The organism is Parvibaculum indicum (assembly GCF_011762095.1).
Lineage (GTDB): Bacteria > Pseudomonadota > Alphaproteobacteria > Parvibaculales > Parvibaculaceae > Parvibaculum > Parvibaculum indicum.
This window is the reverse complement of the sequence record NZ_JAASQO010000006.1, coordinates 150,107-170,620: the sequence shown is the minus strand read 5'-3', so window position 1 is coordinate 170,620 and position 20,514 is coordinate 150,107. Positions and strand designations below refer to the sequence as shown.

Below are 20,514 nucleotides of genomic sequence, written 5' to 3'. Positions count from 1 at the left end.
ATTTTACCAAATCAAGGATTATACGCTTTGCGGCGGGCCTCCTTCGTACCTTTTTGGAGAGGATTAGAGTGCCTCCAAAACCCGATGGACACACCGCAATTAAAGATAGCAGCTCAAATTCTCAAACCCGTTGCCAGAAAAGCCTGCTACGAAAAATCTCGACCGGCATCGACAGAACAGTTCCCTGTCGACCCCGATGACCCGGCCGCTTTTGGTACTATTCAAGTGTTTCGAGCATCAAGCTTTTCTTCCCAAGAAAGCGCATGAAAAACGATACGGTCCAAATCATCAAAAGCCGGCGTCCATCCGAGCCTGTCCTTAACAAGTTTCGGGTCAGCGACAATCTCGGTAACATCGCCGGCCCTTCTTGGTCCCTCTCTTATGTCCAGCGTTCTACCCGAAACACGCTCCACGGCGGCCAGAACCTGCCGAACCGAAAATCCGTGTCCATAGCCGCAATTTGCAATCAGGGATTCGCCGCCCGAGCGCAAATAGTCGAGCGCCTGACGATGCGCAGCGGCAAGGTCGGCTACATGGATGTAGTCCCGAATACAGGTCCCATCATGAGTGGGATAGTCCGTACCAAAAATATCGATATGGCCGCGCTGGCCGAGGGCCGTCTCGCAAGCCACCTTGATCAAATGTGTAGCATTAGCCGTTGACTGCCCTGTGCGCCCCCTGGGATCTGCTCCGGCCACGTTGAAATAGCGCAAGGCGACGAATCGCATCGGGTGCGCAAATGCCGTATCAGCTAGCATCCACTCGGTCATGAGTTTTGAGCGTCCATAGGGCGATTGCGGATGCGGCTGCTCGCGTTCGGTAACTAGGGTCGCAGAAGGTGTTCCATAGACGGCGGCGGTCGAGGAGAAAATGAAATGCCGCACGTCGTAATCGACACATGCTGCGATCAAATCGCGGGATTTGGTGGTGTTGTTGGAATAGTATTCAAGTGGTTTCTCTACCGATTCAGGCACCACTATAGAACCGGCAAAATGCAGGACCGCATCAATGGCAGACTTAGCAAGCAGACGGTCCAGCAAGGCCCGGTCTGCAACATCGCCTTGAACGACGCGAGCATCAGGGTGCACTGACCATTCGAAGCCAGTGGAGAAGTTGTCGAGCACAATGACCTCTTCACCTGCCTCCAAGAGCTCAATCACCGCATGGCTGCCGATATAGCCGGCACCACCTGTTACAAGTGTCGTCACGCACTACCCTCGGCTTCAATTTCCATACCAGAGACACTCCAAAATAGAGCTTGTGAAGCTTCAAACCGATGATGATCCCGAACCCAGCACAAGCTCTTATACCTCATTCTACTGTGACGGATTTTGCCAGATTTCGCGGCTGATCGACATCGGTGCCTTTGGAAACGGCCGTGTGATAGGCCAAGAGCTGCACCGGAATGGCGTTGATAATAGGAGCGATCAGGGGATCGACCGACGGAATCTCTATCGATTCCCACAATCCTTCGCCCGCATGGTCGATCCCGGCCTTGTCGCCGATCAAAAGCACCCTGCCGCCGCGCGCGATGACTTCGTGCATGTTGGACACTGTTTTCTCATAGAGCTGGTCCATCGGCGCGATCACGATCACGGGCACGTTCTCGTCGATGAGAGCGATGGGGCCGTGCTTGAGCTCACCCGCAGCGTAGCCCTCGGCATGGATATATGAGATTTCCTTGAGCTTGAGCGCCCCCTCAAGGGCAATCGGATAATTATGGCCTCGCCCGAGATAGAGCACGTCGCGCGCCTTCGCGAGATCGACACTCAGGTCCCGGATGGCGTCGTCGGCTCCGAGCGCCTCCGCGACATGTCTCGGCGTTTCGATCAGTGTATGAACGATCCGGCGTTCTTCTTCCGTATCGATTTGTCCGCGTGCGATGGCAGCCCTAACCGCGAGCACGACCAGCGTGGCGAGCTGGCAAGTGAAGGCCTTGGTCGAAGCCACTCCGATTTCCGGCCCGGCAAAAGTCGGCAGGATGACATCCGATGCGCGCGCAATACTCGACTCCACCACATTGACGACGGACAGAGTCTTCTGGCCCTGCGATTTACAGTAATGAAGCGCGGCCAGCGTGTCGGCGGTTTCACCGGACTGCGAAATGAAAATCGCGAGCCCGCCTTCCGGCAATGCGGCTTCGCGATAGCGGAACTCCGACGCGATATCGACCTCTACCGAAATGCGCGCAAGCTTTTCGAACCAGTATTTAGCGACGAGCCCGGCATAAAACGCTGTCCCGCAGGCGATGATCGTGATGCGCGGTGCCGTGGCAAGGTCGACCGGCAAATCCGGCAGATGAAGCTTTTCGTTCACCAGATCGAGATATTCAGACAGCGTATGACCGATCACTTCAGGCTGCTCGAAGATTTCCTTCGCCATGAAATGACGATGATTTCCCTTGTCCACCAGCGCGGCGGAAACATCGGTGATCTTGACGGGACGTTCTACGAGCTGGTCCGCCGCGTCGTAAACGACAGCGCCTGTGCGGCTAAGTTCGACGCGATCCCCCTCTTCCAGAAAGGAGACGCGGTTCGTCATCGGGGCCAGCGCAAACGCGTCCGAACCGAGATACATCGCATTGTCGCCATAGCCGACGGCAAGCGGGCTACCCCTCCGCGCACCGATCATCAAATCCTCCTCGCCGGAGAAAATGATGGCAACGGCAAATGCGCCTTCCAGCTCGCGTAACGCATCGGCAGCGGCCTTCCGGGGATCCTTACCCCGGTTCAGATGATCGGTCACCAGATGGGCGATGATTTCGGAATCGGTATCGGTAGAGAAAGAAAACCCCTTCTCCAGCAGCATCTGCCGCAATTCGCGAAAGTTTTCGATGATCCCGTTATGGACGATAGCAGCCCGGTCGGTCACATGTGGATGCGCGTTGTTTTCGGTCGGCGCACCATGAGTTGCCCATCTCGTATGGCCGATACCGAGCTCTCCATGAAGGGGCTGGGCTGTAAGCGCTGTTTCGAGGTTGAAGAGCTTGCCTTCCGCACGGCGCCGTGTGAGCTGACCGTTGTCGAGCGTTGCGATGCCTGCACTGTCATAGCCGCGATACTCGAGACGCTTCAGGGCCTCGAGTATGACCGGCGCAACATCCTGTTTTCCAATGATCCCGACAATGCCGCACATAGCTCAGTCCTTCGTATTTTTGTCGGGAGATTCATTCTTTGCACGGAATGTGGCGGCCCATCCGGACTTCTCGATTTGTTTTGGCCGCGTAAAGGCGAGCGCATCCGGCGTAACGTCCTTGGTGATGACGCTGCCCGATCCGAGATAGGCCCCGTCGCCGATTTTCACCGGTGCGACCAGCGCAGAGTTGGAGCCGACAAACGCCCCGGCCCCGATATCGGTGAAGAACTTGTTGTAGCCGTCGTAGTTGCAGGTGATTGTGCCCGCACCGATATTGGCATGAGCGCCGACACGCGCGTCGCCGATATAGGACAGGTGACTGACCTTCGCGCCTTCTTCGATCTCGGCCTTTTTCGTTTCCACGAAATTGCCGATCTTGGCGCCCGTGCCGATGGAAGATCCCGGACGAATACGTGCAAACGGACCGATTTCTGCATCGGCAGCGACAATCGCTCCTTCCAGGTGAGAAAAAGGCTTGATCATCGCGCCATCTGCAACCTTTACGCCCGGTCCGAAGACCACGTTCTGGCCGACGACCACGTCCTGCCCCAGCACCGTGTCGAAGCTGAAATAAACGCTATCAGGGTCGGTGAGCGTTGCACCGCCCGCCATTGCCGCCTGTCGCAAGCGGCGCTGCATGACCGCTTCCGCTGCGGCGAGATCGGCCCGGCTATTGACCCCTTGCACTTCCTCTTCCTCACCTTCCTGCACGCGGCAGGTGAGACCTTGCGAGCGAGCGAGACCGACAATGTCCGGCAGATAAAACTCGCCCGCTGCATTGTCATTGCCGACCTTGGAAAGGAGATCGAAAAGGTATTCGGCACGAACCGCCATCGCGCCGCCGTTGCACAGGGTAATAGCCCTCTCGGGCGCGCTTGCGTCCTTGAATTCGACGATCTTCTGAAGTCTACCGGCCTCATCAAGCACAAGTCGCCCATAGGCGGCCGGATCCGTAGGCCGGAAGCCCAGAACGACGATATCGGCTTCTTCGCGGCAGGTATTGGCCATGTCGGCAAGTGTTTCGGGGTGCATCAGCGGCGTATCGCCGAAGATCACAAGGACAACGCCCTCCCGCTCGGAGATTTCGGATTGGGCCATCAGTGCGGCATGAGCGGTACCAAGCTGCTCGGCCTGGACGGCAATGCCCGTGTCGGGAGCAAGGCCCTTCGCATAGGTCGCGACCTCCTCCATATCCGGCCCGACCACCAGCACGGAACGCGCATTGGGCAATTCGCTGACGACAGAAAGCACGTGGCCGAGCATCGGCCGTCCGGCAATCTTGTGCAGGACCTTGGGCAGCCGCGACTTCATCCGCGTGCCCTTCCCCGCTGAGAGAATGATTGCTGTGACCGTCTCTCTCGCCATACCGCCCATAAAATCCTAAAAACTCTTTATTTGGCCCCGAAGCCGGACAAGACGATACGCACTGTCCTGACAAAGATGAGAACGTCGAGCCAGAATGAAAAATATCTTATATAGAAGAAATCGTAATGAAGCTTTTCAAGCACATCATCCGCATCAACAACATGACCCTGATTGACCTGTGCCCAACCGGTAATACCCGGCCTGACAATATGCCTGTACATATAAAAAGGTAGCTCCTTCCGGTACCATGACGAGAGGGCAACCGCTTCGGGGCGAGGCCCGATCCAGCTCATCTCCCCTTTCAGAATATTGACGATTTGCGGCAGTTCATCGAGACGTGTTCTCCGAAGGAACTTCCCGAGTTTTGTAATCCGCGGGTCCCCGTCTTGGGTCATAGCCTGATCGCGTTTGTCGACGTCCTCTTCAACGGCCGCAACCTTCATGGTTCGGAACTTGAAAATCACGAACTCCTTGCCCCCGAATCCCACCCGTTTCTGAGTAAAGATCGCCGGACCGGGCGAATCCATTTTGATCAGGAGAGCCAGCAAGGCAAACAGGGGAGAGAGCAAAACTGATAAGGGGAGTGCAAGCGCCATATCGAAAATCCGCTTCAGGCCAGAGTATGCAGTACTCGGAACCAAGGACCCCAAATTGTTCTCCGAAAGATGCTCGATCTCGACACGGCCTGTGAACCCCTCGTAAATCTGCTTGTAGTGAAATACGGGAATTCCGGCGAGAACCGCATCTGTAAGCAGCCTTTCCCATTCCGGGGCCATCCCGGACCGTAAATCGGCTACGAGTGCATCGCACTGGATGTCCTCAATCGTCGGATCTCGTAGTTCAAGCCAATCTGCCCCAGAGAGCGCGGTAAGCCGATCGGTCCCCCCGCCCGGCACCAGAGCCAGTCGGCGCACCGCAATCCTCTGACGCAGCAGGTCGCATAATGAGAGCCAGATAACAGAGATGACAAAACCGCAACCGAGAACATAAAGGCTGTAGCTCATTCGGAATGAGAGCAAAACAGCGGTCACGCACAAAAATGCAAGGGAAACGGAGGTAAAAACATACTGAATCTTGGCGCCACCGGGAAAAACAGCGACATTCTTATACGCATAGACACCAAGGAATATCGCGCAGGATCCACCGACGATAGCATTCCAGAAATAATCGCCCGACAAGAAGAGGGGCGACACCCCAAACCGGGCCAGAAGCGGTCCAAAGATCGCGACACCGATTGTGCTGACAACCAGAAAGGCACTGCTCTCAAGAATGCGGGCTATGACCATTCGCCCTATATTGGTCCCGCGCGAACCATTCTTGCCGCGACTGCGCTCGGGCTCAGCCCCGACAACGCGGTCAGGATCCTCCAAAAACATTGCCCCAACTCCAGATAATCCCCATCTTTACTCTACACGATAAAATGTAACGAAAACATCAAGTCTTCATCAGCATCCACCGACAAAAATGCGAATATAGCGGAATTCGTCGTGCGCCCCTTAGAGCCCAACCGAAAATTAAGTTGAGTGATTTCAGTGGCTTATGATTCTCTGTGGTTTGCGAAGACTACGGAGGATCAGATGGCCTGGACTGAAATCACTCGGGAGCACTATGACCGCAGACACCTGCGTTACGCAAGCGACTGCACAGACGAGGAGTGGGCGTTGATCGAACCATTCATGCCTGTGCCGAGCAAGGTCGGCCGACCTCGCAAATGGGCGATGCGCGAGATATGGAACGCCATCCAGTATATCGCGGCGGCGGGCTGCCAATGGGCGATGCTGCCGAAAGACTTCCCGCCTTTTACGACGGTTCAGCATTATTTCTACCGGCTTCGCGACAGCGGCCTGTTCGACATCATCAACGAGACGCTGGTGATGTCCACGCGCCTTCTGGCCGGTCGGGCGGCGGAGCCGACAGCAGGCGTGATCGACAGCCAAAGCGTGAAAACCACCGAAAGCGGCGGCCCGGCGGGCTATGATGCCGGCAAGAAGATCAAGGGGCGCAAGCGCCATATCCTCACCGATACGCAAGGCAACATGCTGGGCGCGATCACGCACACCGCCGACATTCAGGATCGCGATGGCGCGCCGGGTGTCATCGCCGACACCATGCAGAGCTTCCCCACGCTCGTTCATCTGTTCGCCGACGGCGGCTATGGAGGCGACAAGCTGGAAAACGCCTTGCAGAACATGGATGGGCCGAGCATCGAGATCGTCAAGCGGCCCAATGGGGCAACGGGCTTCGTCGTCATCGCCCGCCGCTGGGTCGTCGAGCGCACCCTTGCCTGGCTCGGCCGCTGCCGCCGTCTCGCCAAGGACTGGGAAGCAACCATCGCATCCTCCGATGCATGGCTCCTGATCGCCTCCATCCGACGCTCCACAAGGCTCATCGCAAGGGCTTGAAATCAATGGGTATTAATTTTGAGTCCGACTCTTAGCCCCAACACAGCGTTGCTACCGCTTCCATCTTATATGGTACAGATATTCCTGCAGCTCGAACACTTGTAGGCTTGTATAGATTTGGGCAGGACAAAAGCGACGATAAGACCTCAAACCGTGAACTGGGCCTCACGCCGGACCAAAAACAGAAGACCGTCAACAGTCGCAATAACCGGTGGTCTACCGACATAACGGATCGGCCACCACTCAGTTTCGGCATAAGACGCAAATCTGGTTCCGTGCTGAAATCACCACCCAGCTTTACGCTCATTTGTGGGGATAGAATATGCAGGAACTCAACGCGGCTCGAAAGCGCCCGACAAATCCATCCCATCGAGAAAAAGTGGCTTTCTCGTTCCTGCTCGCCCTACTCTTTTTGGCCCCCTGGGACTATGGCAGCAACCGCCCTCTGTCGTCAGCTCTTCTGGCTCTGGCATCGGCAGTGCTCATTCTTGGCTATGTCTCGTCGGGCGCGGTAAATAGCACCGCAAAAGAGGCACTACGGTCCGACCTGAAACTGCCATTCTTCCTTTTTGCAATCGTAACCTTCTGGATCACCTTCCAGGCTCTGGTTCCACTACCCAGGTCCTGGGGTGATCCAATTTGGGCAATCGCAGCGGAACACCTTGGCATGCCCCGTGTCCCGTCACACATTTCCATCGCCCCCCCGGCCACGATGTCAGCGCTGATGCGGCTACTCACCTATTTTTCAGTCTTCTGGCTCAGTTTTCGATTGTCCGAAAATGCCGTTATTGCTCGGAGATCAGTTGCGGCAATCCTGCTACTCGGAGCCATCTACAGCATTATTGGTTTCATTACTCATTTTTGTGCCGGATCCCAATTTCTGTCATTTCAGGTGCCGCTGGACGGAGGGTCACTCAAAAGCACCTTTGCCAATCGCAATCACTTTGCCACTTTTGTCGGCCTGTGCCTGCTATGCGGCACCGCGCAAATGTTTCACAAGCTTCAGCCCCTGATCGAACAACGGCGTACGAGATCGCAGACCTTCGCATTGCTGATTGAACATGTTTTTGTGGCGAGGCGCTGGGAAACCGGTGCCATATTGCTGATGCTGCTCGCCCTTTTCCTTACGACGTCGCGCGGTGGGGTTCTTGCGAGTCTCTTCGCACTGTTTGCGCTGATTTTTCTTCTTAGCCGGAACAAAACCCAAAAACAAAACAGTCTGAGTGTCTGGACCCCGCTCTTGGGCATCCTTCTTGCGGTACTCATTGCTGCGGGCGGATCATTTCTGGGTCGCCTGGGACAGGTTGGCGAAGGTGAAAGCACCACGCTTCGCGCGTCGATTTACAACTCCACAGTGAATGGCATTTTGTCCGCCGCCTGGCAGGGCGTCGGCTTCGGCTCGTTTGAGGATGCCTATCCCGCATACAAGCAGGATGATATCAGCCCCATGACAAGAGTAGGCTATGCCCATAATACCTATCTCGAAAGCACTTTTGAACTCGGTGTCCCGGTCGCCTTCCTTCTCCATCTGAGCTTGGCAACACTATTTTTTATCTGCTGGCGAGGCACTTTTCGCAGGCGAAGGATGAAATATCTTCCCGCCCTCGGGGTAGCTACTACTCTGCTCGTGGCACTACACTCGCTTGTCGATTTTAGTCTGGAGATACCGGCCGTCTCTGTTCTCTATGCTTTCATCATGGGATTTGCTGCCGCGCAAAGCCGATCTCCCGACGCCCGCGTTCCATCTAGGACCGGTTATGCACGCTTTTGACGAGCGTATTGAATTTCGCTACGTCCTCCGGTGACGACAATATGAGGCGCCGTAAACGTAGCCGGCCACCGAGAGGCTTCCTAAGATACAGTTGAGCGAGGGAAACGCGAGAACGAGGGGATGCCCAGAGTTCCATGAGATCGTTTTCCGCTATATCGTGTATGTTAGAGTTAGTTGCTCCCCATATATCAAGGATAACACCGGCCCGGAGTAGCATGGCTGATGCCTCGCGTGGCCCCAGCAGATAAGACAAATGCAGGGCTCGCTCTATCTCTTTCACCGGTTCGTTCAAACGCCTGAGGGTTTCTGCGCGCAAGGCCCAGCCAAAAGTCCGATTAGGCGCATGCCTCAACGAAGCATCCATATGTGTCAGGGCCATCTGAAGATCATCGATCTCCCGCCCCGCCCCGGCATACTTATTTGCTTCCGCGATATAGAGACGCGCCAAGGTCTCCTGCATACGAGCATCGCCCGGCATCCACCATGCCGCTCGGGAATAAGCCTTGACCGAGCGTGCCAAGGCCAACGGCGAGGCAGCGCCGTCTCCGTTCGCAATCGCTTGTGCCTCATCCCTCACAGGCAGGGTCTGCCCGGCAGCGATGATACGGGGTAGCGAAAGTACAATAAGCACCATCGATACGAGCAAAACAAAAGCCGCCACCGGCAACCTAGTTAGGTCACTCGTCGAAATCTGAGTTCCCCTAGTTGACATAGTATTTGCTGTATTGACGATAATAGTAACCGCTGTCCCCGTAGCCATATCTGGCCTGCTTTGACGTATCGACGACGCTCAAAACAGCCCCGGCAATACCGGCGTTAAAGTTACGAAGTTCCCGCAACGCAGAAAGAGCAGCATCTTTCGGGGTGACGCTCCAACGAACTACAAAGACGGTTTCATCAGCGAGACGCGACAGCACACGCGAGTCCGATACCGGCAGGACCGGTGCCGTATCGAGAACAACGAGATCATAGGTGTTCCTCAATTCCTGCAATAGCCGCTTCATCTGCTTAGAGCCCAGTACGTCGGGAGGGTTGGCAGCGCCGGACGCCACTGGAAGAATATCAAGAGTGGTCAGGGGATCACGGATCAAGACGGAAGACGGTTCGAGACGCCCCGCAAGGAGCTCAACTAGCCCCGTTTTGGCACTCTCCAATTCGAATGTTTTCTGAACAGAGGGATGACGAAGATCACAATCAACCAGCACGACCTTTAGACCCGAGACGGCCGCAGCCCGCGCGAAACAGGCCGCAATTGTCGTCTTGCCTTCGTTGGGAAGTGCCGAGGTAAATGCGACAATCTTAGGCGGGTTATCAACATTTGACAATTGAAGCGCGCTGCGCAGGCTCCGAATGGATTCCGAGAATGCCGATAGCGGCTTTGCAAGAACATAGCGTTCAGGCAACAAGGTTTTGCCATCTTCGCCTTTCTCGCTCGGAATGGCCGGGACAGACGCCAAATTAGGAATCTCGAGGAATTCTTCCAAAGCGCGACCGGTCTCGATCCCATTGTCGAGCTGCTCAAGAAGAAAGGCCACTCCCACACCGATCATCAGCGATAAGACAAGGCTCGCGCCGCCGATAAGCCCCTTCTTCGGACTTGAAGGTGCGCCGGGAGCCATTGCCTCACTGATCACGCGCGCATCCGGCGTCTGAAGGTTGGCCTGTTGAGAGGTCTGCTTGAATCGGTTTAGAAAAGACTCATAAACCGTCTTGTTCGCATCCGCTTCGCGCTGCAACTCACGGAGCCGAATTTCAGCCTGATCATTTTCCGAGGTCTTCGCCTTGAGCTGATCTAGGCTCCTTTGGAGCGCGTCCACCCGTGATCTGGCGACATCGGCCTGATTTTTGATACTGTCGACAACCCGTCGGGCCTCGGTTTTGATCTGCTGTGTTATGTCCGCACGCTGAGCCTCGATTTTGATGATCGCGGGATGTCTGGGCCCATATTTCGAGGAGAGATCCGCCTGCTCTCGTGCGAGTTGAGCCTCCTGCTGACGCAGACCTGAAATCGTGCCGGATTGCATCACCGAGGCCACGGATTCGATATCGCCGCTCCCATGAAGGGCCTGCCGCGCACGGTCATAGTTCGCCTGCTTTTCCGCAAGATTAGCCTTGGCAAGAATAAGCTGCGCGTTGAGTTCGGAGAGTTGTTGTTCGTTGACCGTCGTGCCCTTGGCAGTTTCCAGCCCGTTTTTCGAGCGATAAATCTCAACGGCACGTTCGGAAGCTTGTACCTGTTGACGCAGGCTTTGCAACCGCTTCGAAAGCCAGTCATTTGCCTGCTTTGTCGCGTCGAATTTCGCTTCGAGTTGATCGACAATGTAGGTGTCAGCAATTTTGTTAGCGATACGCGCCGCCTTTTTTGCATCGCGGGAACGAAATTCCACCGACAGCACATAGGTCCGACTCTGGCGCGAGACGTCCATATGGCCCATAAACGCACTGATCACCGCATTACGCTCTTGCCCACTCGACTCTTCTTCACTCCCCGCCTCAGAGAACTGGGTTGATTTGAAAAGCGACGCAATTTCACCCGGCCAGCGCTGTGGATCGAGCCAACGAAAAATCGAGGGCGAGGTCAGAGACGAGTTGAACTCTGGATCGTTCACAAGATTCAATTCATCGACAACGCGCCCCGCCAGAGAACGCGACTCCAGGATCGCCACCTGACTGTCGATCGCCGCACTATCGCTCGGCTGACCCGACATGACAGATTCGATATCCACGACATTTTCTTTTTGGGCCTGGAGCAGAATCTGTGCCTTGCCCGTGTAGATCGGGGTCATCTGGTAGACCGCCACCATAACAAGAATTGTCATCCCCATTGTGATGGAAATGATCAGGCCCATGCGCTTTCGCAAGGTTTTGAAGATTGCGCGAATATCCAATTCCGGCGAGCCCAGGTGATCGGCATGCTGATCTCCTGAATAACCATAGCCTGGGGCAACCTGTTGTCCGGATGTCGTAGGCGCATTCATTCTGGCCAAATCCCTTTACTCTCAGCAATTTTCTAGGGCGCGATACATTGCGAGAATCCTAACGCATCACACACAAAAATGGCAGAAACGGTGTACCGCTTCTGCCATCAATCTTCCGTTGTGCTCTGATATCAGAGCTTAAGCCTCAGGGTAAAGCCGATCTGATTGCGGGTATAATCATAGCCGGCAACATCCGAGTTCCGATCCGTGAAATCATACCCGATCTGAACATCCGCGTTGCGATTCACGAGGTAGCGTACGCCGAGCCCGGCATCGATAATATCGTCATTGCGGGTAATACTTTCGAAATCATCATTGGTATAGCCAGCATTCCCGGTCAGGATGATATTACGCGTAAGCTCATGCTGAACCACGACCTCGACATTCTGGTTCTTGTAGGCCGGAGCTCCGACGGCGGTGGTTTCTTCAATCGACGAGTTTGCGTTCAGCGTCACAGTTGTGAGGGTCGTCGCAGACCACGTAACGGACGCGCCATATTTGAGCCCGCTGACGTCACTACCTGCGTCATAATGCTGTTCTTGATAACCGGCAGAGATCTCCCCCGTAACCAGATTCGTCAAGCGAAACTGCGCACCGCCAACGATGGCATATCCATCTGAGTCGCGGTTTACCGCCACAGCAGGCGGTTTCTTGTCATAGGTGCGCTGATTGAGCGAGCCCTCGACAAACACATTGGTGTCGGGAGATACCATGTACCCCAGACGGAGACTTTCATCCCAACGCTCACGGTCGCGGTAATCCTGAGGAAGCGCTGTACCTGTTACCGATGTGGCATTCTTGTAGTCATAATTCGAGTACTTGCCACCCATTTCCGCAAACAGCCTGTTGAAGCCCTGGTGGAACTTCGCTTCCGTCGTAAACAGGTCGTACTCGATCGGCTCCGAGGGGCGGATAGCACCGATCGCAGCATTGGCCGACCCGCGATCCTCATGGTTCCGGGAATAAGAAGTCCCCGCCGTCAGATTGCTGTTGCGGGTAATATCGAGCCGGCCATCAGCGCCGATATTCCAGTCCAAACGGTTTTCGGAAGAGCGATCCGCATAAAGGGATTTCGTGATCGAGCCCGTCAGGTTCAACGCATGGCGGCTCCAGGTCGAGCTCACGTCCACGGCAGCCTTCAACGTCGAAATATAGTCTTCCTGCTCATTGTTGGCGTCTGCGTAGATATTGTCGTTATAGGTGCCGCTATAGGAGGCTTGCGGATAGACCATAAACGCCCCGACATGAACGCCTGTGCCATCGCTGGGGCTGGCGCCAGCCTGCTGGGCGAGTGCGGGGGCAGAGGCCAAGCTTGCCGCGAGCAGCACAGCTCCCAGCAGCTTGAAATCAGGGTAAGGGCTCGGACGCATGGTTGCTCCTCCGGTAACGTTAATTCCGCGAATTTCAGAGATATTCGAAGGTGGGCGGAGAACAACACTCCCCCTCCACTCTCACTTCGTCTTTGTCCAACTGACCAAGGGGGCGCGGTTCGGCCTTCCTAGCTCGAGCTGGCAGGAGCCTCATTGGTATTGGTCGTGTTGCCTACATTGCTGGGGCTCACTTCCCCGGCCCCGCCATTGATGGACCCGGTTGTTCCGCGGGCATCACCATAAGCATCCGCGAGCTGAGTCCCCGCAACAGCCCCATCCAGCGCGGCTGCGTATTCCTGACAAACATCGCTAGCCCCCCCCAGATACCCCTGACACGAACTATCATCTGAAGCGGCGAGTTCGTTAGCCAGCGCAGCAAGCGTCGAACCGATTGAAGCTACCATGTCGGGATTGTCCGAGGCGAGACTGTTTGCAGCTGCAACAACATCGGCCGCCGGATAACCGTCCTTCACAAGCTGCTCAAGGGCGTCCCCAAGAGACATCTCTGAGGCCAGATATTCTTCAAGCGCATCCGCTGCGCTTGTCTGGGCAGGATCAGCCGCGTAGGCCTTACTCACCAGCGACTTGCCGGTCACGGCCGGCGCGGCCAGCAGAGCCGCAGCGCAGACGGATGCGGTAAGCAGCTTCTTAATCATGTTAAATCCCCGTTCGCTCTCTGGGACTGGCCCATATGCCGACTCTTCCGGTGCCATCTATGGTCACCTATCAGCCCGCATAAGCAAGAAGGTCAGTCGCACTACTTTCGGGAGTCATTCCCACTCCGGATTGCTTCAAACGTTAGCACATCGGCAGGAGCGGCTGAACTGATTATTGAAAGTCAACTTTGCATTAAGTGCCGAAAAAGCCTATTTAACTCACATCCGTTGCAACCACGCACCATGGATCGCTCCGTTAACCCAAATAATTAACTTTTTTAACTCTGTCATCGGCCATGAGCCGAGAAAGTTCCGCGCATTTCCGGGCGCAGCGTGCTGCCAAGCACATCTCTGACGATATCAAATGATAGTCAGAAAAACCGCTCTGGTACGCGTATCACATCGCCGGGCAGGACCTTGACGGTCTGATCAGCAGCATAAGCTTCTTCTTCGCCATCCCCGCGGGTGATATAAACCCGGTCTTCATTGGCTCGATAGGTATACCCTGCGGCCACCGCTACGGCATTCAACACCGTCATCCCGCTTGTATAGGGATACTGACCGGGACTATTGACCTCGCCGATGATGTAGAAAGGCCGGTAGTTCAGCACCTCGACGCTGACGCGGGGGTTCTTGAGATAGCCATCCAGGAGCTTGTTCCGGATCGCGTTCTCGAACTCATCAACCGTGAGCCCCTGGGCGCGTACCTGACCGATGAGAGGCAGCGAAACCATGCCGGCGCCGGTCACATCGAATTCGCCGGAGAGATCTTCCTCGCCGAAAACAATAACACGCAGCTTGTCGCCTGAGCCGAGCCGGTAGTCGAGCGTACGAGCCTTGTGGACCTCGCTGCTAGCGGCTGTGCCGGTCGACGCGGGCGCCGCAGCGGGCTGGTTGTCCTGCGCCTGGGCCGGCGCGGCGACAACAAACCCGGCCATGGCAAGCGTGATCGAAAGCGTCAGCGCGCGCAGCACCGGCATTGCAACCTTGCCTGTGATGATGTGACAGATGCCCCGAAAAGCCATGACAGCAATCTCCTCACTGAACCAGGCCCCAAAGCGCGAAAGATCACCCGGGCGGAAAACCCGTTTCGGATCAGCACATTGAAGCCCCGCGCATCGTTGTAGCGCGCCGTTGCATACCCCGCATCCTGCTCTTAGCATCATTTCAGCGAGAGGTAAGGGGGAAATTAATCGCGGGACCCGTTACCAGGCGCCGAACCTGCCGTTAAGCTTAAGAGCGGCTTCAAGCACTGCTCACACGGAGTATCACCGCTGCCTGTCGTCCCGCTCAGGCCGACATATGCTCGGCCGGCACCCCGGTCTGGACAAGCTCGCGCCCGGTGCCGTCCAGCACAAGGGCGCTCAGCACGCCGGTGATGTAGGCGCCGGTATCGACGCCAATCCGGTTGTCACGCACAACAACCTCTTCACTGGGCGTGTGTCCGTGGACAACAAACTTGTCAAACGAACCGGTCCAGGACAGGAAATCCTCCCGGATCCAGAGCAGGTCATGCTCGACCTGGCGGTTCAGCGGGATACCCGGCCGCACACCGGCATGAGCGAAGAAATAATCCCCGAATTCCACGAAAGCCTGCGCGCGGCGCAGAAACTCCAGATGTGCCTCGGGCAGCACCTGCTCGAAATGGTCCCGCGCACGCTCGAAATCCCGCGGATCGTCGGAACGCGTGACCTCGTTCACCCCGTAGGAGTGAAGCGTCTCCAGTCCGCCGTAATATTTCCATTCCCGGCCGAACTGGGCATCGTCCAGGAACTGAAGCATGGCCTCTTCGTGATTGCCCTTGAGATGCACCGCCTCGAAACCGGGCGGCGGCCCCGCGATCAGCCGGTCCAGAACAGCCTTGGATTGAAGCCCGCGATCAACATAATCACCAAGGAAAATCAACAACTTGTGCCGGTCCGGATGGCGGGCACCATCCTCGGCGAGGCGCATCATCAGATCCGCCAGAAGGTCATCACGCCCGTGAATATCCCCGATCGCATAAAGACGCATGTTCTCGGGCGTAGCCGGCGGACCGGCACGCCGTCCCCCGCTCATCGCATTCTGAAGCCGTCCGACCAGACCCTTGATCACGCCTGCCTCTGTTCCGGCCCGAGGGCCGCTTGCTCATCATTGGACCGTGCTGTCGCGCCGGTGCATGTGCCTGAAACACATACCATAAACCTAGGCACTATCGCTTTAGCTCACGCAGCCACAAGATTTTGTGACGGCCGAGCTTTGGCGACATCCGAGCCGCGTTCGACCTTGCCCTTGAAGTAGGGGTTGGTTGAGAGCGGGTCGACGGTGGAGCCCCGCCCACCGGATCGAGTCGAATAGACCCGTCGCTCACCGAACTGGCGCACCAGTTCGGCAAGGACCGCCGCCTTCCCGTGGAACCCGGAGCCGATGGCGAGCGCACGGCGCTCGCCGATGTTCCGTGCCGCATTGAGGTCGGCGTGCATGACGTGGCCGCACCAGAGACAGCGGAAAGTCTTCTGGTCGCGGCGGTTTTTCTTGTCCAGGTAGCCGCAGCACGAGCAGGTCTGCGACGTGTAGGCCGGGTTGACCTCGGTCGAGGTGATGCCAAGGCGCTCTTCGAGGTCTTGCAGCTTGGCATGGATGATCGACCGTCCGGCGTTCTGGAGGATGCGGTTCAGGCGCCGGGACAGGGTTGGGTTCCGGAAGTCCAGCCGCTCCAGGACCAGCTCCTTCGGTTGACCTTGCTCGACCAGTTTGTTGAACACGCGGCCGATCTCGGTGCGCAGGAAGCCGCGCAGGGCCGTGACGGCATTCTTGTAGCGTCGGCTTTGCCGCGGCTTGAGTCCGCGGCGCTGCATGCCGCGGGCGATCTTCGTGATGCGCTCATCGTAGCGGCGTAGCTCCTTGAGCCAGCCCTGGCCGAGGAGCTGGCCTTCGGACGTGGCGAAGAGCGTCGAGAGCCCAAAGTCGAGGGCGATTTCCCCATTGCCGTCATAGGCGTCGCGGCTTGCGGCACACGCTTCGCCCATGTCGGTGACCACGCCGAACGTCAGCCGTCCGTCGCGGTCCAGGTTGATCTGGATGCCGTCGGTGACTCGGCCGGGGCGCTTTTCGTGGAAGTCGTAGGTCAGCAGCGGAGCGTCGATCTTGCGGCCTTTCTCCATGGTGGAGAGCCGCACCCACCAGCCGACCCGGCCGTTCTGGTCGGCCGCCGCCGGGCGCGAGATCGCCCCGGCGCGGCGGTCGAGGCGCATGGAGATACGAGACAGGTTCGGCCGCCGATGCTTCGCCATGACGTGCCGCATGATGGAACGCGCCAGGCGGCGGAGGTCGTCCGGGATGACTTCTCCGCTCTTCGGCATGAACACGTCGTCCTTGCTGAAGCACGCTCCGGCCTTGTTGACGACGTGCAGCATGTGCTTCGTCTCGGGCGGCAGCGACGAGCGGACGACGGTCTCGCGGAACTCGTTGGAACGGTTTGAGACCCAGGACTGCAAGGCCCCGACGACCTGGTAGCGGCACATCTGCACGCGGTTGGCTGCGCCGATGACCGCGGCGTAGGTTTTCTTGTCCTTGTCGAAGTTCTTGTTGAACCGACCGGTCTCGAAGAACAGACGCCATTGCTCACGGCCGAGCATGACGGCGCCAGTCCGGTAGGCTGCCAGCATCTCGCGCACGGCCGCTTCCTTGCCAGCGGTCATGTTCGACGGCAGCAGGTCCGTGCGATGGATAGGCCGGTGTTCGGGTTTCTTCGCCATCACGCCGCCGCCGTCAGGAAGTCGCAGGGCAGCATGCGACCCTCGCCGTTGCGGATCAGCGAGACCATGCGATCAAGGCAGGAACTCTTCTTCCGGTTCCAGCAGAACGCGGCCTCGCCCGCGTAGCGACCCAGGTGCTTCGGCGAGACGAAGTGAAAGACGCCGACGACGGCCCGGCCCAGGAACCCGTTGAAGGACTCCACGCGATTGACATGGACGCGGCGCCCGGTTGCCTCGTCGGTACGGGCGTACTTCCGCTGGCTGTGGTTGACCGCGAGGTGCGCCCGGTCCTTGCGCAGATGCTTGTAGGCGGGCAGGCCGTCGGTCATGACGACCGCTGAGGCATCCAGAACACCTTGCAGGGCCTCGGAGATCGCCTTGCGGCCATGCGTCGGGATGATGCTGGTGAAGACGTCGCCATCACGTTCGGCCGCGACCAGAAGGAGCGGCCGTTTCGTGCCTCGGCCGGTCGGATCCGACGGCGGCGGACCGTCGTCATCGCGCCTCGACTTGGCGCGCTTGCGCGGCGGAGCGTCTCCGTAAGTCTCGTCGATCTCGACGACGCCCGCCAGCAGCGGGCTGTCCTCCGCCATCATCGCCCGGATGCGATGCGACAGATGCCAGGCAGTGCTGTAGGGCAGGCCGAGCATCTCGCTGAGCTTCATCGACGAGATGCCCTTGGACGACGAGACGATCAGGTAGATGGCCTGCGCCCAGGTCAGCAGCGGCAGATGCGTCTTGTGCATCGGAGTCCCGGCCGTCACCGAGAACTGTCTCCCGCACGCCCGGCATCGCCAGATGCCGCGGCTCTCGATCCGCCGCGCCTCGTTCACCACGCCGCAGTGATAGCACGTCGGGCCATCCGGCCAACGGGCGCGCTCGAACCACGTCCGAGCGGCGTCCTCGTCCGGAAACAGCGCATTGAACTCGCGCAGCGTGAGGTTCGTTCTCCTCATGTTCTCAACATAGGGCTTGTGGCTCTGTGTGGCAAGACGATAGTTCCGATAAACCTTATGAGCGCTTCGGGCTCATACAAGGGGTGCGCCGTCGTCGAATGCGGTATCAGAGCACCGAGCGGCCCGCTCCGGCCCTAATGCGTACGCCCTCTTCAGGAGAGCCCGTCGTTCCGCGGGCTCAGAGCCGCTTCACCAGAAAGCCGGGCGCGAAAGCTACCACCAGCATGATCCAGCGCCACCATCCCGGCGCATATAACACACCGCCCCGTTTTCTCCGCACCGCCCGCACGATCGATCCGGCCACCTGATCGGCCGAGGCCCATAAAGGCCCCTTCGGGAAATCCGCCGTCATCGGCGTATCAACGAAGCCGGGCTTTACGACGAGGACATTGACCCCGGCACTGTCGAGTTCCAGGCCCATCCCCTCCCCCATCACGGAGAGCATGGCCTTCGCGCCCCCATAGGCCCAGTTGCTCGGTCGTCCCCGGTCACCCGCCACGGATGAGATGACAACGAGATTCCCATGCCCCTGGCGTTTCATGATCCGGCCGAGTTCGACCATCAGCGCGGCCGGGCTTAACGCATTGACGCCGAGATTTGTGAGAAGGGCGTCCGCCGAGGCGGTCACCTCGGCCTGGTCGGGCAGGACGCCATGGGCGATGAGCGCGATATCGATCCCGCCCAGCGCCTCTTCCGCCTCCGCACAGAGACCGCCGAGTGCGTCCAGCGCCGCCAGATCGGCGGGCTTCGTCGTCGCTTCCTCGGCACCGCGTGCGACCAGATCAGCGGCGATATCGCCCAGCGCGGTCTCATTACGTCCCACCAGCACAAAGCGGGCACCGCCTGCGGCCGCCCATTGCCGGGCAGCGGCCTGCGCGATCGCCGATGTGGCGCCGAAAATCACAATGCGCGTCATCGCGCCCTCCCCATCACACGGCGTTGGAAGCCGGACCCGAATACCGGATCGATCTGCTTCATGAAACGGTCCAGCGCCGGATAGCCCTTTTCGAACATCTCCGCGCTCATCCTCGCATCCTTGGCCGGATATAGCCGCCCGCCGGCTTGCCGGACGATTGCGTCCAGCCGGTCGAGCAGTTCGAACGTCCGCTCGCCGAGAAGGGGGAAATCGAGCGCCAGAGTCGCGCCCTTCATGGGGAAGGACAGCAGGCCTGGCGACGCGACATCGCCGAACATCTTGAAGACAACCAGCGGGGAGCCCTGGCCCGACCGGCTGATTTCCTTGAGCAGTTCCGCAGAAGCCGCCCGCGCCTCATTGCCCGGCACCACGCATTGATATTGCAGGAACCCTTTGGGGCCATAGAGCCGGTTCCAGTTCGCAATGCTGTCGAGCGGAAAGAGATAAGGGTCGAAATGCCAGCGCCGCGACACCTCATGCGCCCGCTGGCGCTCGTAATAGAGCGTGTTGAAGACACGCAGGCTTGCCCGGTTGACGAGCGACAAGGGCGGTGTCAGCGGCACGGCAAGCGGCAGGGACCGGGCGGCCGGATCGAGCCCCCCATCCGCCGCATGATTGGCGCGCATGAAATGCCCCCGCCCCAGCCTGTCACCTTCCGCCAGACAGTCGATCCAGGCAGCCGTATATTCGTGAGACGCTTCCGATGCCTCCGACAGGGCAAAAAACTCGTCCAGCGTATCGAAACGGAATTGCTCGCCTTCCAGATAGCTCGAGGCGATAGGGCGAAGCTTCAGCCGCGCCTCGGCAATGAGCCCCGTCAGCCCGAGCCCGCCAATCGTCGCGGCGAAAAGCTCGGCATTCTCGTCCCGGGAGCAGGTGAGCGCGGTCCCGTCGGACCGCAACAGGCGGAAGTCGAGAACATTGGTACCGAAGGTTCCAAAACGGTGATGGTTCTTGCCATGAACATCATTGGCAATCGCACCCCCCACCGTCACGAGCCTTGTGCCCGGCACGACCGGCAGAAACCAGCCCTTCGGCACTACAAGATCGAGAATGTCTGAGAGGAGCACGCCCGGCTCGCACACCAGCTCGCCTGCCTCTGCATCAAACAGGACGAACTTGTCGAGAGCGCGCGTGGTGAGAAGCGTGCCCTCATCGTTCAGGCAGACATCGCCATAGGAACGTCCATTGCCGCGCGCGAGAACCGGACCGTCGTCAAGCATGGGCA

Annotated in this window: 15 protein-coding genes; 2 read left to right on the top strand and 13 right to left on the bottom strand. The window is 58.1% G+C overall.

Translation table 11 applies throughout. The features are described 5' to 3' along the window. Positions 1–221: 221 nt before the first annotated feature. The 4 genes from galE to FHS78_RS09490 form a co-directional block, all read right to left on the bottom strand. On the bottom strand, positions 222–1,208 hold the full coding sequence (galE, locus tag FHS78_RS09505; RefSeq protein WP_167093552.1) for a UDP-glucose 4-epimerase GalE: 987 nt from the start codon (positions 1,206–1,208) through the stop codon (positions 222–224). Between the two features lie 103 nt (positions 1,209–1,311). Beyond that, on the bottom strand, positions 1,312–3,135 hold the full coding sequence (gene glmS, locus FHS78_RS09500) for a glutamine--fructose-6-phosphate transaminase (isomerizing) (protein ID WP_167093550.1): 1,824 nt from the start codon (positions 3,133–3,135) through the stop codon (positions 1,312–1,314). Between the two features lie 3 nt (positions 3,136–3,138). Beyond that, complete coding sequence (glmU, locus tag FHS78_RS09495; RefSeq protein WP_167093548.1) at positions 3,139–4,500, bottom strand: bifunctional UDP-N-acetylglucosamine diphosphorylase/glucosamine-1-phosphate N-acetyltransferase GlmU; 1,362 nt, start codon at positions 4,498–4,500, stop codon at positions 3,139–3,141. Between the two features lie 26 nt (positions 4,501–4,526). Then, the gene (locus FHS78_RS09490; protein WP_167093546.1) at positions 4,527–5,876 is read right to left on the bottom strand and encodes a sugar transferase; all 1,350 of its coding nucleotides are present in this window, start codon (positions 5,874–5,876) and stop codon (positions 4,527–4,529) included. A 201-nt stretch (positions 5,877–6,077) separates the two neighbouring features. Here FHS78_RS09490 and FHS78_RS09485 point away from each other — a divergent pair, with 201 nt between their 5' ends. Next, positions 6,078–6,902 (top strand): IS5 family transposase, encoded by an 825-nt coding sequence (locus FHS78_RS09485; RefSeq protein WP_167093544.1) that lies wholly within the window; start codon positions 6,078–6,080, stop codon positions 6,900–6,902. A 322-nt stretch (positions 6,903–7,224) separates the two neighbouring features. Continuing rightward, on the top strand, positions 7,225–8,673 hold the full coding sequence (locus tag FHS78_RS09480) for an O-antigen ligase family protein (RefSeq protein WP_167093542.1): 1,449 nt from the start codon (positions 7,225–7,227) through the stop codon (positions 8,671–8,673). Positions 8,674–9,374: 701 nt separating this feature from the next. On the opposite strand, the gene FHS78_RS09475 is transcribed toward FHS78_RS09480, so the two are convergent. The 9 genes from FHS78_RS09475 to FHS78_RS09435 all read right to left on the bottom strand — a co-directional run bounded on the left by FHS78_RS09475 (position 9,375) and on the right by FHS78_RS09435 (position 20,509). Further along, positions 9,375–11,651 carry a GumC family protein gene (locus FHS78_RS09475; RefSeq protein WP_167093540.1) on the bottom strand — a complete coding sequence of 759 codons (2,277 nt, stop codon included), beginning with the start codon at positions 11,649–11,651 and terminating at the stop codon, positions 9,375–9,377. 131 nt (positions 11,652–11,782) lie between these two features. Further along, positions 11,783–13,021 (bottom strand): outer membrane beta-barrel protein, encoded by a 1,239-nt coding sequence (locus tag FHS78_RS09470; protein WP_167093538.1) that lies wholly within the window; start codon positions 13,019–13,021, stop codon positions 11,783–11,785. Between the two features lie 128 nt (positions 13,022–13,149). Further along, entirely contained in the window at positions 13,150–13,677 is a 528-nt protein-coding gene (locus FHS78_RS09465; protein ID WP_167093536.1) for a hypothetical protein, read from the bottom strand. A 371-nt stretch (positions 13,678–14,048) separates the two neighbouring features. Then, positions 14,049–14,702, bottom strand: coding sequence for a polysaccharide biosynthesis/export family protein (locus FHS78_RS09460; protein ID WP_205305265.1), 654 nt, complete (start codon positions 14,700–14,702; stop codon positions 14,049–14,051). Positions 14,703–14,967: 265 nt separating this feature from the next. Beyond that, positions 14,968–15,771, bottom strand: coding sequence for a metallophosphoesterase family protein (locus FHS78_RS09455; RefSeq protein WP_343041949.1), 804 nt, complete (start codon positions 15,769–15,771; stop codon positions 14,968–14,970). A gap of 110 nt (positions 15,772–15,881) precedes the next feature. After that, entirely contained in the window at positions 15,882–17,414 is a 1,533-nt protein-coding gene (locus FHS78_RS09450; RefSeq protein WP_167093534.1) for an RNA-guided endonuclease InsQ/TnpB family protein, read from the bottom strand. Beyond that, positions 17,414–18,370, bottom strand: a complete 957-nt coding sequence (locus tag FHS78_RS09445; RefSeq protein WP_167093532.1) for an IS1595 family transposase — start codon at positions 18,368–18,370, stop codon at positions 17,414–17,416. The genes FHS78_RS09450 and FHS78_RS09445 overlap by 1 nt, the downstream gene beginning before the upstream one ends. Positions 18,371–18,548: 178 nt before the next feature. Next, complete coding sequence (locus tag FHS78_RS09440) at positions 18,549–19,286, bottom strand: SDR family NAD(P)-dependent oxidoreductase (RefSeq protein ID WP_167093530.1); 738 nt, start codon at positions 19,284–19,286, stop codon at positions 18,549–18,551. Then, positions 19,283–20,509 carry an FAD-binding oxidoreductase gene (locus FHS78_RS09435; protein WP_205305264.1) on the bottom strand — a complete coding sequence of 409 codons (1,227 nt, stop codon included), beginning with the start codon at positions 20,507–20,509 and terminating at the stop codon, positions 19,283–19,285. The genes FHS78_RS09440 and FHS78_RS09435 overlap by 4 nt, the downstream gene beginning before the upstream one ends. Between the last annotated feature and the right edge of the window lie 5 nt (positions 20,510–20,514).

Excerpts from the sequence above, each read along its gene's own strand:
- FHS78_RS09460 (WP_205305265.1), bottom strand. The coding sequence starts at position 14,702 with ATGGCTTTTCGGGGCATCTGTCACATCATCACAGGCAAGGTTGCAATG.
- FHS78_RS09490 (WP_167093546.1), bottom strand. The coding sequence starts at position 5,876 with ATGTTTTTGGAGGATCCTGACCGCGTTGTCGGGGCTGAGCCCGAGCGC.
- glmU (WP_167093548.1), bottom strand. The coding sequence starts at position 4,500 with ATGGCGAGAGAGACGGTCACAGCAATCATTCTCTCAGCGGGGAAGGGC.
- FHS78_RS09470 (WP_167093538.1), bottom strand. The coding sequence starts at position 13,021 with ATGCGTCCGAGCCCTTACCCTGATTTCAAGCTGCTGGGAGCTGTGCTG.
- FHS78_RS09435 (WP_205305264.1), bottom strand. The coding sequence starts at position 20,509 with ATGCTTGACGACGGTCCGGTTCTCGCGCGCGGCAATGGACGTTCCTAT.
- FHS78_RS09440 (WP_167093530.1), bottom strand. The coding sequence starts at position 19,286 with ATGACGCGCATTGTGATTTTCGGCGCCACATCGGCGATCGCGCAGGCC.
- glmS (WP_167093550.1), bottom strand. The coding sequence starts at position 3,135 with ATGTGCGGCATTGTCGGGATCATTGGAAAACAGGATGTTGCGCCGGTC.
- FHS78_RS09475 (WP_167093540.1), bottom strand. The coding sequence starts at position 11,651 with ATGAATGCGCCTACGACATCCGGACAACAGGTTGCCCCAGGCTATGGT.
- FHS78_RS09485 (WP_167093544.1), top strand. The coding sequence starts at position 6,078 with ATGGCCTGGACTGAAATCACTCGGGAGCACTATGACCGCAGACACCTG.
- FHS78_RS09445 (WP_167093532.1), bottom strand. The coding sequence starts at position 18,370 with ATGAGGAGAACGAACCTCACGCTGCGCGAGTTCAATGCGCTGTTTCCG.
- FHS78_RS09480 (WP_167093542.1), top strand. The coding sequence starts at position 7,225 with ATGCAGGAACTCAACGCGGCTCGAAAGCGCCCGACAAATCCATCCCAT.
- FHS78_RS09450 (WP_167093534.1), bottom strand. The coding sequence starts at position 17,414 with ATGGCGAAGAAACCCGAACACCGGCCTATCCATCGCACGGACCTGCTG.
- FHS78_RS09465 (WP_167093536.1), bottom strand. The coding sequence starts at position 13,677 with ATGATTAAGAAGCTGCTTACCGCATCCGTCTGCGCTGCGGCTCTGCTG.